Source organism: Veillonella sp. VA142 (genome assembly GCF_003992135.1).
Taxonomy (GTDB): Bacteria; Bacillota; Negativicutes; order Veillonellales; family Veillonellaceae; genus F0422.
Genome location: NZ_RQVN01000004.1, coordinates 13,480 through 27,885 on the forward strand (window position 1 = coordinate 13,480; position 14,406 = coordinate 27,885).

Here is a 14,406-nt window from a genome sequence, read left to right on the forward strand (position 1 = left end):
ATCGTTTATGCTTCTAATTGGTGAAATATTTCATTCACTCGTTCTAAATCTTCTGGGGTATCTACTCCCACAAAACGTTGATCTGTAGGAATCACCCGAATGGTATATCCATTTTCTAGAGCTCGTAACTGTTCTAAGGATTCAGTTAATTCTGCTGGTGTTGGTTCCATCTTAGCATACGTTAATAGGAACTGATGATTATATCCATACATACCTACATGCTTGAGTGGTGGCACCACAAATGCATGTCTAGGATAAGGAATTAATGAGCGAGAAAAATACATAGCATTCCCTAGTCGATTCACGATGACTTTCACCGCACTAGGCTCATTGTATTCTTCTTCTAACAAAGGACAGCCTACGGTTCCCATTTGTAGGGTTGGGTCTTCTTTAAATTGACGTGCCAATGCATCGATAAGGGATGCATCAATGAGTGGCTCATCGCCTTGCACATTGATAATCACATCAATATCTGTTCTTACAGATGCCACTTCCGCTAAGCGGTCAGTGCCCGTCAAATGGTCAGTTCTTGTCATCATCACCTGTCCACCAAATTGGGTAACAGCATCATGCACTCGTTCATCATCAGTAGCCACGATGACCTCATGGATTTCCGTAGCTTTCGACACTTGCTCATAGACCCGTTGAATCATTGGTTTGTTACCAATCATCGCTAAGGGTTTACCCGGTAATCGTGTAGATCCATAGCGCGCTGGAATAATACAAGCTATACGCATATTATTTCCCCTTTGCTATTTGCAACACATAGGATTTAAAATCGTCTTCACCTTTGGTAAATTCGATACCAATCACTAATACATAGACAGGAATCTTCAAATCTTTAATCGCACGTACTTGAGATAATTTCACTGCATCTTTTTCCGTTGTAATAATACCTTGAATCCCTGTTTTAAAACAATGTTGCCACAGTTTCACAACATCTTCTTCACTATAATCATGATGGTCACCAAAACTCATCATATCCTGTACAGTGAACCCGTAACCTTTCAAATTAGAAATGAAAGAGCTCGGTTGTCCGATACCACTAATCGCTAATAAAGGAGTCCCATCATAGTCACTAATATCATGAATCGGTCCATTATGACTCCATTCTTCCAAGGTTTGAAAACCTATCGTTTGATGAATGGTTTCTGCTACAGGAACGAGAGGTACTAAAGAATGAATCTCTTCACGGAGTGCTTCCAGTTGTTCAGTATCTACTTGATTCGTTTTCGTTAACACAATATAAGTAGCTCGCTTCAAATTTGTCAAAGGTTCTCGTAGCAACCCTCTTGGCAACACCGCACCATAGCCAAATGGATGGCTGGCATCAATCAACACAATATCTGCATCACGGCCCAAGGCACGATGTTGAAAGCCATCATCTAAAACAAGTACATCAGATTGCATATCGTCTACAGCAATCTTAGCTGACTCCACTCGTTTAGAGCCAATAATGACATTTGCATTCGGTAATGTTTTAGCTAATAACCACGCTTCATCACCACTGATAAAAGAAGACACATCTACTGACCCTTGTCTAGATACGACGATGGATTTTTTATTATTGTCCGCTTTGTATCCACGACTTAAAACGCTCACTGTATGTTGGTCTGTATCCAATACCTCACACACGTATCGCACCATCGGTGTTTTACCTGTACCACCAACTGTAATATTGCCTATACTAATGACTGGCACTGGCATATGTAACACTCTATGTGGATGGTTATACCGTTCATTGCGATATTCCACGACTCTTTCATAGACCTTACTAGCCTTTTCTAAACCACCACGAAGAGCATCTCCCAAAGAGCCTTGCATCTGTCCGCTGATGATATGTTTAAAGAGTTGTTCTCCTTTCATGAGTAAACCTCCTCCGTATCCTTCTAGTATAGCCTAGGACATTAAAACTAAGATGAACCGATTAAGGAACAATATGAAAGCGTTCAAAGAGGCGTCGTAACTCTTCTGTGTTGCGCTGTGTAGCACCACGATTTTCGCTAACCACTTCCAAACAATGACGACTCATTTCTTCTCGCATAACTTCATTCGCACACAAAGTTTGCAATATTTCTAATAACTCTCTTTCATCATGTACCATCGTACAAGCCCCACGGGAACTCAATAAACTATAAATTTCTTTAAAGTTAAACATATGCGGTCCCACAATAATTGGCTTGCCATGAGCAGCTGGTTCCAAAATATTATGTCCTCCCGTTTTGACCAAGGAGCCTCCAACGAAGATAATATCCCCTAAACTATACAGACGACCTAACTCACCAATAGTATCTAAAATCACCACTGGAATTTCTTCATGTACAGGTTCTGTCATCGTGCTTCGGCAAATCGCTTTCAGCCCATATTTTTGAGATAATGCTTTTACATCATTACCACGCATAATTTCGCGAGGTGCTATGAGCAATCTCGCATTAGGATAGGATCGCAAAATTTCTTTGAAAGCCTGAAATAGTTTATCTTCTTCCCCTTTATGAGTACTACCTGCCACAATGATGGGATGATTATGTCCAAAGCCAAACTCATGTTGTAATTGTTCTTTTTCTTCATCTGTAACCGTTGCGTAGGTTTGATCATACTTGGTATTTCCTGTGACAGTCACTTCTTTCACATTCGCACCTAGTACAGAAATGTATTCCGCATCTAATTTTGATTGCATGCAAAAGCGATCAATAGAGCCTAACATATCGTGCATGAACGATTTAATATGCATATATCGTGACATAGAGCGATCACTAATACGACCATTCACCATCATAACTGGAATTTCTTCATCTTTTGCAATACGAAGGAAATTAGGCCAAATTTCTGTTTCTACCAGTAAAATAGCGATAGGTTTTATAATATTCAAGATTCTTCGTGTCAAGAAAGGTAAGTCCAGAGGAAAGAAAATAATTCCTTCTGCTTCTGGTATGATACGTCGTGCCATAGCATGACCCGTAGCAGTAACTACGGATACAACTACTACTGCATCAGGAAAGCTCTTTTTAATATCTTTCACCAAAGGACTTGTCGCTACAATTTCTCCCACAGATGCTGCATGTAACCATATAGCACGCTTGCCCTCTATTTTTTTCATCAATGTGCTCGGCATGAATCCCGCACTTTGTTTTATACGCTCGTAGAATCCCTCTTCAAAGGCCAAACGGTAGAGAATCACCGGTATCAAGCCAATCCAATAGATAATGAGAAGTATATTATATATCCAGTACATAGTTTATCCTTTTCCGGTAAATTGAACAGAATATAAATGACTGTACAAGCCATTCAACGCTAATAATTCATCATGTGTGCCTTCTTCTACAACACAACCTTGTTGTAAGACCACAATATGATCGGCATGTTTAATCGTACTCAATCTATGAGCAATCACTAAAGCCGTTCTATTTTTCATTAATCGTTCTAATGCTTCTTGTACAATTTTTTCACTTTCAGTATCTAAGGCTGATGTAGCCTCATCAAGGATTAAAATACTAGGATTCTTCAAGATGGCACGAGCAATGGCAATGCGTTGACGTTGACCGCCAGACAAGGAATTACCACGTTCTCCTACTACTGTATCAAATCCATTTGGTAATTTTTCGATAAATTCATAAGCATTCGCCGCTTTAGCTGCAGCAATGATTTCTTCGTCTGTTGCATCTAGACGACCATACAAGATATTTTCACGTACAGTCGCATTGAATAACATCGTATCCTGCGGTACTAAACCAATATTTTCTCGTAAGGACGTAAATGTTACATCTCGCACATCTACACCATCAATACGAATAGCTCCGCTAGTCACATCATAAAAACGTGGTAACAAATTGGCTATCGTTGATTTACCAGCTCCAGAAGGGCCTACAATCGCTACGGTTTTCCCTTGTTTTACCATTAAATTGACACCTTTCAATGCCAAATTATCCTCATCATAGGCAAATTGTACATTGTCGAATTCTACAGTTCCTTGTACATCCGTTAATGCTTTTGCCGTTGGGGATTCTTTCACGTGCGGTTCTGTTTCTAGAATATCAATGACACGATCTCCTGCTGCCATGGCTTTTTGCAAGTTACCATAGACTTGCGTTAAGCGTTTCACAGGATTTGATAGGTTGATGGCATAAATTAAGAATGCAATTAAAGATCCAGCTGTAATATAGCCTTGTACTACAGAATATCCCCCATACCATAAAATAATTACTACCGCTATGGCCGCTGCAAATTCCACCATAGGTCCCATGACAGCTGTTAATTTTGTAGCTTTCATAGCAGCGTCAAAGTTATTTTGATTCTCTTGTTCAAAGCGGTTAAGTTCATACTTCTCACGTGCAAAAGAACGAATCACACGTACACCGGAGATAACTTCTTGTAAAAAGGCCGTAATATCAGCCGTTCTTCCTTGTACCTCATGACCTGCAGAGCGCAATTTTTTACCAAAAATATTGGTCAATCCTAATACAACAGGCACAATAATCAATGTTAGAAAGGATAGTTTCCAGTCCAAATAAAACATGAATACTAAAGACCCTACTAAGGTAACCCCTTCTGTCATAAAAGAAATCAGATTATCTACAATCGCTTGTTGTAAAGCACCTACATCACTCGTTACATTACTCATGATGACCCCTGTTTTACGGCGGTCAAAATAAGCTTGATCTAGTAGTTGCAAGTGTTTAAACAAGGTTTCACGTATATCGATAACCACTCGTTGCCCTACATAGGCCATCGTATAGTTCTGCCCATACGTAGCAAATCCGCGTAGCAAGAAAATGATTAAGATAGCAATAACAATTAATGTTAACAGTCCTAAATCTTTATCTTGCAGTACACCATCCACTACATTTCGGATTAACCATGGTACTATTAAATATCCCATGGCTGCTGCAATCATGCAAAATACACCTAAGATGAGTCGCATCCTATATGGCAGTACAAACGCCAATAGTTGTTTATAACGATTCATTTATGCCTCCTTCATTGCTACTGATGCAATGACATCAGCGACACGTTGCACCGCCCCCGGTGCCCCTAATTCTACTTTCACTTGCGCTAAATCAGCTTTCATCTGCGTATATACTGCCTCATGGTCTAAGATATTAGCTAGTTCTCGTTCTACATTTTCTGGCGTCACTTCCCCTTGTAATAACTCAGGAATAATGCGCCGTTTCGCCATAATATTAGGCAATCCAATATGGTCAATATTCACCAATAGTTTACCAATTACATAAGTAAGAGACGCCACTTTATAAATTAACACCGTAGGCACATTCATTAATGCTGTTTCCAAGGTCGCTGTTCCAGATGCAGCAATGCAAGCAGTGCAAATCTGCATCAAATCATAGTTATAACCTTCTGTAACAGTAACTGGCACAGAATAAGCTTGTAATATTCTATCAATATCTTCTCTTGGTATAGTATGTGCTCGTGGCAAGAAAAATTTCAAATCTTTGTGATTCTCATATAACCGTTCAGCTGCTGTTAACATGGTAGGTAATAACCCTTCTACTTCTTGTTTGCGACTGCCTGGCATCAAGAGAATATTGCGACTTGTTGTATCTGCACCAAAATGAGCAAGAGCTGATTCATAGGACATAGTAGGATGCACAATATCTACTAAAGGATTTCCTACAAATTCCACATCTACGCCAAATTCACGATATGCCTCCGCTTCAAAAGGAAAAATAGAGGCTACTTTTGTTACTGTTTTGGCGATATCCTTACCTCGGCCTTTATTCCAAGCCCAAATGGTTGGCGCAATGTAGTACACCACAGGGATATGTAATTCTTTTGCCACCTTAGCTAGCTTCATGTTAAAACCTGGATAGTCAATACACACCAACACATCTGGCTTTTCTCGTAGCATAGCTTCTTTTAAGAAACTGCGAAGTTTAAAAAAGGTAGGTAAATGTTTTAGTATTTCAACGATGCCGATAAACCCTAGTTGCTGAATATCATAAATAATATCCACACCAGCTTGTTTCATCAAATCTCCGCCCATACCAAATAGCTGTGCTTCCGGATATTTCTCCAATAAAGCCTTCGCCACACTGGCGCCGTGCGTATCTCCTGATGCTTCACCAGCAGAAAACATAATCTTCATGTTTACTCCTCATCCGGCCCTTCTACGGCACAGATTACGATCCCTAATTCATTTGCTTTTTGCAGCACTGCTTCTTGTTCCACAAAAATCGTCCGTTTTGCTTCCATAGCTAACACTTTACAGTTACTACTAATCATAGATTCTAAGGTCTTCATACCTACCGCTGGAACATCAAAGCGTACATCTTGATTAGGTTTTGCAGTTTTTACCACCACAGCCCCTTCACAAGCCAATGTGCCTCCACGTACGATACAAGCATCTGTTCCTTCAATGGCTTCTATGGCCATCGCCGCTTGTTCTTTCACTACTACGGTTTGACCAATATCAAGTGCACCCATTTGTTTCGCTAAGGCAAAGCCAAATTCAATATCTAGTTGCTCTATCTCTGTTGGTTTTCGAGTTGTCATCACACCCACAGGAGGCATAAGAGAGCGCATATATTTTGTTTGATCTGCTACAGATAGACCTTCTTTTTCTAGTTCATCCACGATGGCCAACATGATGGTATCATCTTTACGATTCCGCAAACGATTCAATAATTTGATGGTACGCATATCTGGAATGGTTGTTATCTTTTTATAGAGATGTTCCTTTGTCACCTTACCTAACATCGTCACATCTGTTACACCCTCTTTGAGGAATGTTTTAATCACTGTATCTGATTTAAAGACGCTGATTTGGTAGTATGCATCGGCCTCTGCTTGCAATTCAGGAGCACCATCAGTCACAACAGATATGGCCACAACTTCATAGCCTTCATGTTGAGCTGCTCGCATAAATTCAACTGGCAGATTTCCAATCCCTGCAATCAATCCTACTTTCGCCATAACGCCTCCCACTAACTTTTAATTATAAAAATCCTAATCTATATTATATCACATAAAGGGGACAAATGGCATGAAAGTTCACAACAAAAAATACATGGCAAAAGCATATGTCATATACCTTCACCATGTATTTTAATTTCTTATTAATCTCTGCGTACACGCATAATACCACGATCGGCATTGCGCAAGAAACGTAGCATATGTTCAATCTCAACAGAGGATGTTAAGTTCAATTCCATTTCTTCAATGGCTTTAGATAAACTATAACCACTGCGATAAATAATACGGAATGCTTTCTTCAATTCACGACGTACTTCTTCAGATACACCCGCACGCGCAAGACCCACCGAGTTTAGTCCAATTACATGTGCTGGCTGTCCATCCGCAATCACATAAGGAGGGATATCTTGTACAACTTTCGCCATACCACCCACCATAGCATTACGTCCAATTTTTACAAATTGATGGACCCCGGCGATGCCACCGATGACAACCCGATCTTCTACGATTACATGACCTGCAAGGCCTGCACAGTTACTCATAATTACATTATTGCCAACGATACAGTTATGCGCTACGTGAGTACACGCTTGGAACAAGCAATTGTTACCAATTCGCGTTTCTTCACCTTCGCCAGTAGCGCGACTAATCGTTACAAATTCACGAATTACTGTATTATCGCCAATGATGCAATAACTTTTTTCACCTTTAAATTTTAAGTCTTGTGGTTCTAAACCGATAGCACAACCTGGGAAAAATTCATTATTTTTACCAATCGTTGTCCAGCCACCAATGACTACATTAGCGCCGATTTTTGTCCCATCTCCGATTTCAACATGTTCTCCAATGACTGCACCAGGACCAATAATAACATTTTTACCAATCTTTGCATCTGGATGTATGACTGCAGTACTATGAATTTCAGATGTTGCATTTTCCATGCCAACTACGATCATCTGTGTCACTCCTTACATTTTGAAAGTTATTCTGGTTTCACTAAGGCGAACATGTACTCACCACTTGCCACTAATTTATCGCCTACATACGCACGGCCTTCTACTTTACCCATGCGGCCTTTGATTTTTACCACATCAGCCTCGATACGTACTTGATCACCAGGTTTTACAGGATGACGGAAACGCACTTTATCAATCCCAGTAAACATTGGTGTTAAGCCACGATTTTCTTCAGGATACAAGAGTGCAATACCACCAACTTGTGCAATGGCTTCTGTAATCAATACGCCAGGCATCACAGGGTTACCTGGAAAGTGACCCATGAAATGTGGTTCATTGAATGTACAATTTTTAAGACCTACCGCACGTTTCATTGGTTCCATTTCAATAATACGATCTACCAATAAAAATGGATAACGGTGTGGTAGAATTTCCATAATTTCTTCAATTGTAAGAATCATGTTATGCCTCCTCTTGCATTTCTTTCAAAATTTCTCGACTTAATCGCGAGTTTAAGTTATGACTCGATTTAACAGCAATAATATGGCCTTTCAAATGGCCTACTAAGAATAAATCGCCTAATATATCTAAAATTTTATGACGTACTAATTCATCAGGGAAATTGAGTTCTGATAAGCAGGTTGTATCATCATAGACAATCACATTTTTTGTAGATCCACCTTTTGCTAGTCCCATCGCTTGTAATTGTTCTATTTCATTTGTAAAGCCAATCGTTCTAGCTGGTGCAATTTCCGTAGCAAATACATCAGGATTAATTTCATAATCTGCATATTGCGTACCTAGCATAGGGTGGCTATTAATACTTGTGAAAGTCACCCGGAATCCATCATACGGACGGATAATAATAAATTTATCTTTTTCATAGATGCCATGGGATTTTTGCACAGTATAGATACGACGTTCTACATCTTGTTCTACAATGCCAGCCTCTTTGATGAGTTGTACAAATGTAGCTGAGCCACCATCTGCTATGGGAGGTTCTGGTGAGTTCAACTCAATGATACAGTTATCAATAGCCATACCATAGAAGGCAGCCAAAATATGTTCTACTGTAAATACTTTTGCCTCTCCATCTTCTAAGGTAGTAGCACGCATCGTATTGGTTACATTACGGATATCTGCTTTTACAGAAGGAGTACCTGGCAAATCTGTACGTATAAAAGTAATTCCTGTATTAGGTCCACTAGGAAGGATACGCATTTTCACAGGTAAGCCACTGTGCAATCCATCCCCTTCATAACTAATGGCTTTACAAATTGTTTGTTGTTTCATAAGGACCTCCTTTCTAGAGCTTTTTGTTCATTACATCTGGTGGTACTTCTATAGTATCACCGTAAAAGCGACGTGTCCATTTCCAACGGTTGTGGAGCCAGAACCAATCTTCTGGATATCGTCTTATATAATCTTCTAACCATTCATTAAGCATCGTTAATGTAACAGCAATATCACGCTTACGATCTTCCGTCTTCTCCGCATATACTGGAGGATGCACTGTGATTTCATGCTTTTCCGTATATTCGTTGAAACGAATCGTAATCGGAATAATGGGTACATCTTGCATACGGGCCATCGCAGCAGGCCCCACAGGGGTCAAAGTTTCGTAGCCGAAAAATGGCACTAACTGCCCCTTATCTCCTGGGTCTTGATCCATAATAAGACCAATAAAAGAACCTTTTTGTAATTCTTTCACCATTTCACGTACACCTGTTTTATAAGTTACATGTTGGTGCATCAGCTCGCGGTATTCGTTAATAAATTTATCCGCATCGCCTTGTTGTTGCATGGCCACTGAAATCAAAGGATAGCCTTCTGATGCCAAAATGCCTCCTAGTAATTCCCAGTTTCCACTATGGAGAGCTATAACAACAGCACCTTTTCCATCTTCTCTAGCAGTTTCTAGATATTCACGCCCTTCCATAGTGAACATCTCTTTGTATTTCCCATCTTTAATTTCTGGATATCTCAAGACATCAACAATCATGCGTCCAAAACGAGTCACACTAGCTTTAGCAATGCGTTTCGCCTCTTCTAGATCATCCGTAATGCGACAAAAGATAATTTGACCGATGGCCAATCGTTTCCGCTTCGCCGGTGTAAACAACCATCCCAACTGCCCCAATATACATCCAATACCGTATTGCATGCGATACGGCAAGGCACAGATGATAGCACTTAATATTTTCATACAGGTATATAACATACTTACACCTATTTTTCTTCTAATTTAGCTTTCAATTGAGCTAATTCTTTTTCCAATGCTTTCACTTGTTTTACCACATCTGGCAGACGACTCTCATAAGCCGCCAATTTCAACCATTCTTTGTGTGGTCGCATTGGGAATCCAGCATATAATCCATTAGATGGTACATTACCAGTAATGCCAGTTTTACCGGCAAAGGTAACATTGTCACCAATTGTAATATGCCCCGTACAACCAGTTTGCCCCGCAAAGATTACGTGATTACCACATTTTGTACTACCAGCGATGCCAACTTGGGCAATCAAGAAGCAATCTTCACCGATTTCCACATTATGACCTAAGTGAACCAAATTATCAATTTTAGTCCCACGGCGTACTAAAGTCGAACCCATTGTTGCATTATCAATACAAGAACAAGAGCCTACTTCCACATCATCTTCTAGGATTACATTACCTACTTGTGGAATATGTGTATGCTTACCATTTTCTGTGGCAAAACCAAAACCTTCTCCACCTACAACAGCATTAGCCCGCAAAACAACTCGTTTTCCTAATATACAATTTTCATGTACAACAGAACTTGCATATATCGTCGTACCTTCTCCAATACGTACATTATGTCCAATATACACGTAGGCATGTAAAGTTACATTATTACCAATGATAGCGTTATCATAAACTACACAATAGGGTCCAATCCTTACATTTTCACCGATTGTAACATTCTTGCCAATAATAGCCGTTTCATGAATCCCCTCTGGAAATACCACAGGAGGATGGAATACTTCTAACAGTTTAGCAAAGGCAGCTTTTGCGTTGGACACTACGATTTGAGGAATCGTGCAATCTTCAATTTTTGCATCCACCAACAATGCCCCTGCTTTACTATCTTTTGCAAACTCTCTATAATCGCCGATAGCAAAGCTGATAGCATGTTCTGCCCCTTGATCTAAACTACGGGCTTCTTCAATACTAATAGAACCATCACCATATACGGTACCCCCAACCAATTTGGCTAGATCTTCTAATGAAAACTTCACTCTGAAGCCTCCTTACTTATCACTATCGTATTATTTATTAGTTTCTGCAGAAGTAGTGCCTTCGTTCATTTTTTTAAGCACATCCTCTGTAATATCAATACCACCACTTACAATCGCTTGATCATTAGCTACTACAGTCAATTCTTTTTCTTTAGCTACTGCTTGGATATTAGATTCCACATAAGCTTTAAACTCTTTACCTTTTGCTTGACCGAAAATTTGTAACTCTTGTTGAGCATTCATTTGTGTTTGATGGAATTGGTCTTCTGTTTGTGTGCCTTGTACTTGAGCTAAGCGATCTGTCACTTCTTTTTGTTTAGCTTCCATTTCTTTATTAATATCTTTTGCTTTTTGGCTCTCTTGTATTAATTTTTCAGTATTTACCACACCTACTTTATCAGTTGTACCACATCCAGCAACCAATCCTAATGCACATACCATCATAGCTCCTGTAGCCATACGTTTCCACATTGATTTCATTACTTTACTTTACTCCTTTATTGTCCATACGATTGAATGATCTCATCCGTTAAATCCATGCCAGTCCGATCCGTAATATGATCCACTAGTACCAAATCAAGTTGCTTAGCTCGCGCCAAGACACCTGCACGAACTCGAATATCCTCTAGAATAGCATCATGTAGGGCCTGTACTTCGTCCCGTTTTTGTGCCAACCGTTGTTCCCACTCCGCATCCCACAATGTGGTACCATCGTGACGAACCTTCGCTAGCACCTCTTGCTGAGAATCCATTAGTCCTTTCATGGAACGTTCTTTCTGTGCACCCATAGCTTTTGCCTGCTCCGTAGCATAGACACTTAACTTTTCTTGTGCTTCTACACGAGCTGGTGCCATGGCTTCTGCCACTTTAGATTCAATATCTTTCCATCGCTCCAAACCACTCAAACCTTGACTCCGCTGTGCCAATAGTTCTGATAAACGCTGTTCTTTTTTACGCTTTTGAGTTTCCCAACGTTGATGTTGCACATCATCAATCGGTTTCATATTCATTTCAGTTGTTAACCATAATTGTAAATTCACAATTTCTATATCTGCTTCATTAGGTTCTACTTTGTAGTTTTTGCGATACTGTTCAATCAATGTCCGTTGTTTACCAGCTAACTCTTGATTTAGCTCAGATTCACGCAAGGCAATTTTTGTTTGTAGCTCACGATTCAAACTTTCTGTTAAATTTGACTCTAACTCTTTCAGATGCTCTTCAGATTTGTCCACTTCAGTACTTAACTTAGATTTGAGAAGTTCATCCTCTCTATCCCGTTGCGCCTCTAGTCGTAACAATTCTTTTTTTTGTTCATCATAATTGTGAAAGTTTGGATGTTTTTCCACCACATCTTGCAGGCGTACAACCCCAATCCGTGGTTCTTGTATTGACTTCGATTGCTGGTGTCCATAATATCCACCGATACCAGCAGCACATACAAGTATACCTATAAAAGCAAAGATAGGTCCTTTTTTCATTTGAATTTTACCTTATTTAGTTTCCGTTAATTTTTTGCTCACTTGTTCTGTAATATCAGTACCACCAAACAATACAGATTCACGGCTCAATACAACGCTAAGGCCTTTTGCATCTGCTACGGCTTTAGATGCTTCATCTACACGCTTTTTCAGATTGTCTTGAATTGTTTGTTGTTTTTCCTGCATTTTTTGACGAAGTTCATCAGACAGTTTTGCCTTCCCTGCTTCATCTAAATTAGCAGATTTTTCATTAAATTCTTTTTGCAATTCTTCGTTGTATGTCGCATATTCTTGCTGTGCATCTTGCACTAAGTTTGGATTGCTTTCCACTATTCTTTGCATATCGATAACCCCGATATTGCTCACAGCATTAGAGCCACCATACCCTGCCATCTGTGTATAGGCTAATGCCCCCACACTGATGACAAAAAGAATGCCTACAATGATGGACACTGTTTTTACATTCTTTTTATTGTTCAATAATCGCATCATAGTGTATCTACCTTCTTTCTTTATATTCGTCCTATAAGGCGCAACCATCGATCATGGTCGCCCCATACATATTCTAATCGTAAATATTCATGTACATCATAGGAAAGAGCAAATTCATTTGTTTTTGCCGTAATATCTCTTTCATATCTTGCATTCCAACGGTTTCCAATAGTTTGTTGTACAATCCCATACTGATGGTGGCTCGGCAACCCATATAGATATCCTATTTTTGTATCTTTCGTAAATTGGTACCCATAAGATGGCTTGAAGGACCACTCCAAACGGTTCGGCAAAAACTCCGTTTCCACATACCAGTCATGAGGTCCATCATGAATCCCCGTATACAACCGTAATCCTACAGAATCCTCACCACGCCCCATATCTAAATAGCCTTCTCCCTGAAGGATATACTTAGAGGAGGTTACATAAATTTTCAATGTTGTCTCTGTCCCCACTTCCAATGTAGGAATCATTGTAACGTCAAACTGAGTAGTACCACGGCTTTTGTTAAGTTCGACTTGTATTTCTTTTTCTATCATCCTTTGATGACGTCTTACAAAAGAGACTGGTAGGCCCTCCAATTGACGTAGTTTTTTTTCGTAGTATTGACGCATAGTATAAAAGAATACACTCGGTAATGTACCAGATTGAATCGCTACTGCTGTACGACTTACGCTACTACCGTTAGGAACCAAGTAAAGCGTCACTTTCACGGTATCCCCTCCTACCACATCAATTTGTGGAGTAAATTCAGGAAGGGCACCTTCTAAGTCATTACGTACCGATTTTTGCACCAGCGGAGTAATCCAATCTAGCGAATCCAGCGAAGCTCCTAAAAGCATTTGCTCTAATCGTGGTTTTACATTCCCTAAATCTTCATCTATCAACGATTGTCCATAGGAAGATATATTACCATAATTCACCGTAGTTTCCAAAGATTGTACTACATTCCCATAGGGCTCTAAGGTGAGATGAATATGTAAAGCTTCACCCACATCCATAGAAATGGTTTTCACCGTATATCCATAGAGGATTCGATCTACAACATCCATAGTTGCATTTTCATAGGCCTGAAGAGACTCTCGGATTTGATAATCCTCTTTTCCTTGGTACATATAGGTAGCTGCGCCTTGAATGCTGGCCACCATACGCGATTCCAAGGCTTTGGGAATTGCCCCTGTTGTAGTGTGCAGGTCCACATGCACCGCTTGAATAGTGGCACCATAGGTGGAGGGAATCCCTAACACGGTCATTAGCAGAGCCCCTCGTAACCATTTTTGCATCCTCATGAA

General features: G+C 39.9%; 15 protein-coding genes. All 15 read right to left on the reverse strand.

What is annotated here, in order from left to right:
• Positions 1-5 precede the first annotated feature (5 nt).
• Positions 6-737: a 3-deoxy-manno-octulosonate cytidylyltransferase gene (kdsB, locus tag EO117_RS02630; protein WP_126938965.1), complete on the reverse strand. Its 732-nt coding sequence runs from the start codon at positions 735-737 to the stop codon at positions 6-8.
• Position 738: 1 nt separating this feature from the next.
• The gene (lpxK, locus tag EO117_RS02635; RefSeq protein WP_126938966.1) at positions 739-1,866 is read right to left on the reverse strand and encodes a tetraacyldisaccharide 4'-kinase; all 1,128 of its coding nucleotides are present in this window, start codon (positions 1,864-1,866) and stop codon (positions 739-741) included.
• 61 nt (positions 1,867-1,927) lie between these two features.
• Positions 1,928-3,232 (reverse strand): 3-deoxy-D-manno-octulosonic acid transferase, encoded by a 1,305-nt coding sequence (locus EO117_RS02640; protein ID WP_126938967.1) that lies wholly within the window; start codon positions 3,230-3,232, stop codon positions 1,928-1,930.
• 3 nt (positions 3,233-3,235) lie between these two features.
• A complete protein-coding gene (gene msbA / locus EO117_RS09320; protein WP_206168582.1) occupies positions 3,236-4,963 on the reverse strand; it encodes a lipid A export permease/ATP-binding protein MsbA in 1,728 nt (575 codons plus the stop codon).
• The gene (gene lpxB / locus EO117_RS09325) at positions 4,964-6,100 is read right to left on the reverse strand and encodes a lipid-A-disaccharide synthase (protein ID WP_206168583.1); all 1,137 of its coding nucleotides are present in this window, start codon (positions 6,098-6,100) and stop codon (positions 4,964-4,966) included.
• A gap of 2 nt (positions 6,101-6,102) precedes the next feature.
• Positions 6,103-6,927: an LpxI family protein gene (locus EO117_RS02650; protein ID WP_126938968.1), complete on the reverse strand. Its 825-nt coding sequence runs from the start codon at positions 6,925-6,927 to the stop codon at positions 6,103-6,105.
• Between the two features lie 143 nt (positions 6,928-7,070).
• Positions 7,071-7,883 carry an acyl-ACP--UDP-N-acetylglucosamine O-acyltransferase gene (gene lpxA, locus EO117_RS02655; protein WP_126938969.1) on the reverse strand — a complete coding sequence of 271 codons (813 nt, stop codon included), beginning with the start codon at positions 7,881-7,883 and terminating at the stop codon, positions 7,071-7,073.
• A gap of 26 nt (positions 7,884-7,909) precedes the next feature.
• On the reverse strand, positions 7,910-8,344 hold the full coding sequence (gene fabZ / locus EO117_RS02660) for a 3-hydroxyacyl-ACP dehydratase FabZ (protein ID WP_009353694.1): 435 nt from the start codon (positions 8,342-8,344) through the stop codon (positions 7,910-7,912).
• A gap of 1 nt (position 8,345) precedes the next feature.
• Positions 8,346-9,176 (reverse strand): UDP-3-O-acyl-N-acetylglucosamine deacetylase, encoded by an 831-nt coding sequence (lpxC, locus tag EO117_RS02665; protein ID WP_126938970.1) that lies wholly within the window; start codon positions 9,174-9,176, stop codon positions 8,346-8,348.
• Positions 9,177-9,189: 13 nt separating this feature from the next.
• Positions 9,190-10,089 carry a lysophospholipid acyltransferase family protein gene (locus EO117_RS02670; RefSeq protein ID WP_126938971.1) on the reverse strand — a complete coding sequence of 300 codons (900 nt, stop codon included), beginning with the start codon at positions 10,087-10,089 and terminating at the stop codon, positions 9,190-9,192.
• 23 nt (positions 10,090-10,112) lie between these two features.
• A complete protein-coding gene (gene lpxD / locus EO117_RS02675) occupies positions 10,113-11,144 on the reverse strand; it encodes a UDP-3-O-(3-hydroxymyristoyl)glucosamine N-acyltransferase (protein ID WP_126938972.1) in 1,032 nt (343 codons plus the stop codon).
• 30 nt (positions 11,145-11,174) lie between these two features.
• A complete protein-coding gene (locus EO117_RS02680; protein WP_126938973.1) occupies positions 11,175-11,624 on the reverse strand; it encodes an OmpH family outer membrane protein in 450 nt (149 codons plus the stop codon).
• Between the two features lie 17 nt (positions 11,625-11,641).
• Positions 11,642-12,622: a hypothetical protein gene (locus tag EO117_RS02685; RefSeq protein ID WP_126938974.1), complete on the reverse strand. Its 981-nt coding sequence runs from the start codon at positions 12,620-12,622 to the stop codon at positions 11,642-11,644.
• 12 nt (positions 12,623-12,634) lie between these two features.
• Positions 12,635-13,114: an OmpH family outer membrane protein gene (locus EO117_RS02690; protein ID WP_126938975.1), complete on the reverse strand. Its 480-nt coding sequence runs from the start codon at positions 13,112-13,114 to the stop codon at positions 12,635-12,637.
• Between the two features lie 20 nt (positions 13,115-13,134).
• On the reverse strand, positions 13,135-14,397 hold the full coding sequence (locus tag EO117_RS02695; protein WP_164727471.1) for a hypothetical protein: 1,263 nt from the start codon (positions 14,395-14,397) through the stop codon (positions 13,135-13,137).
• Positions 14,398-14,406: the final 9 nt, after the last annotated feature.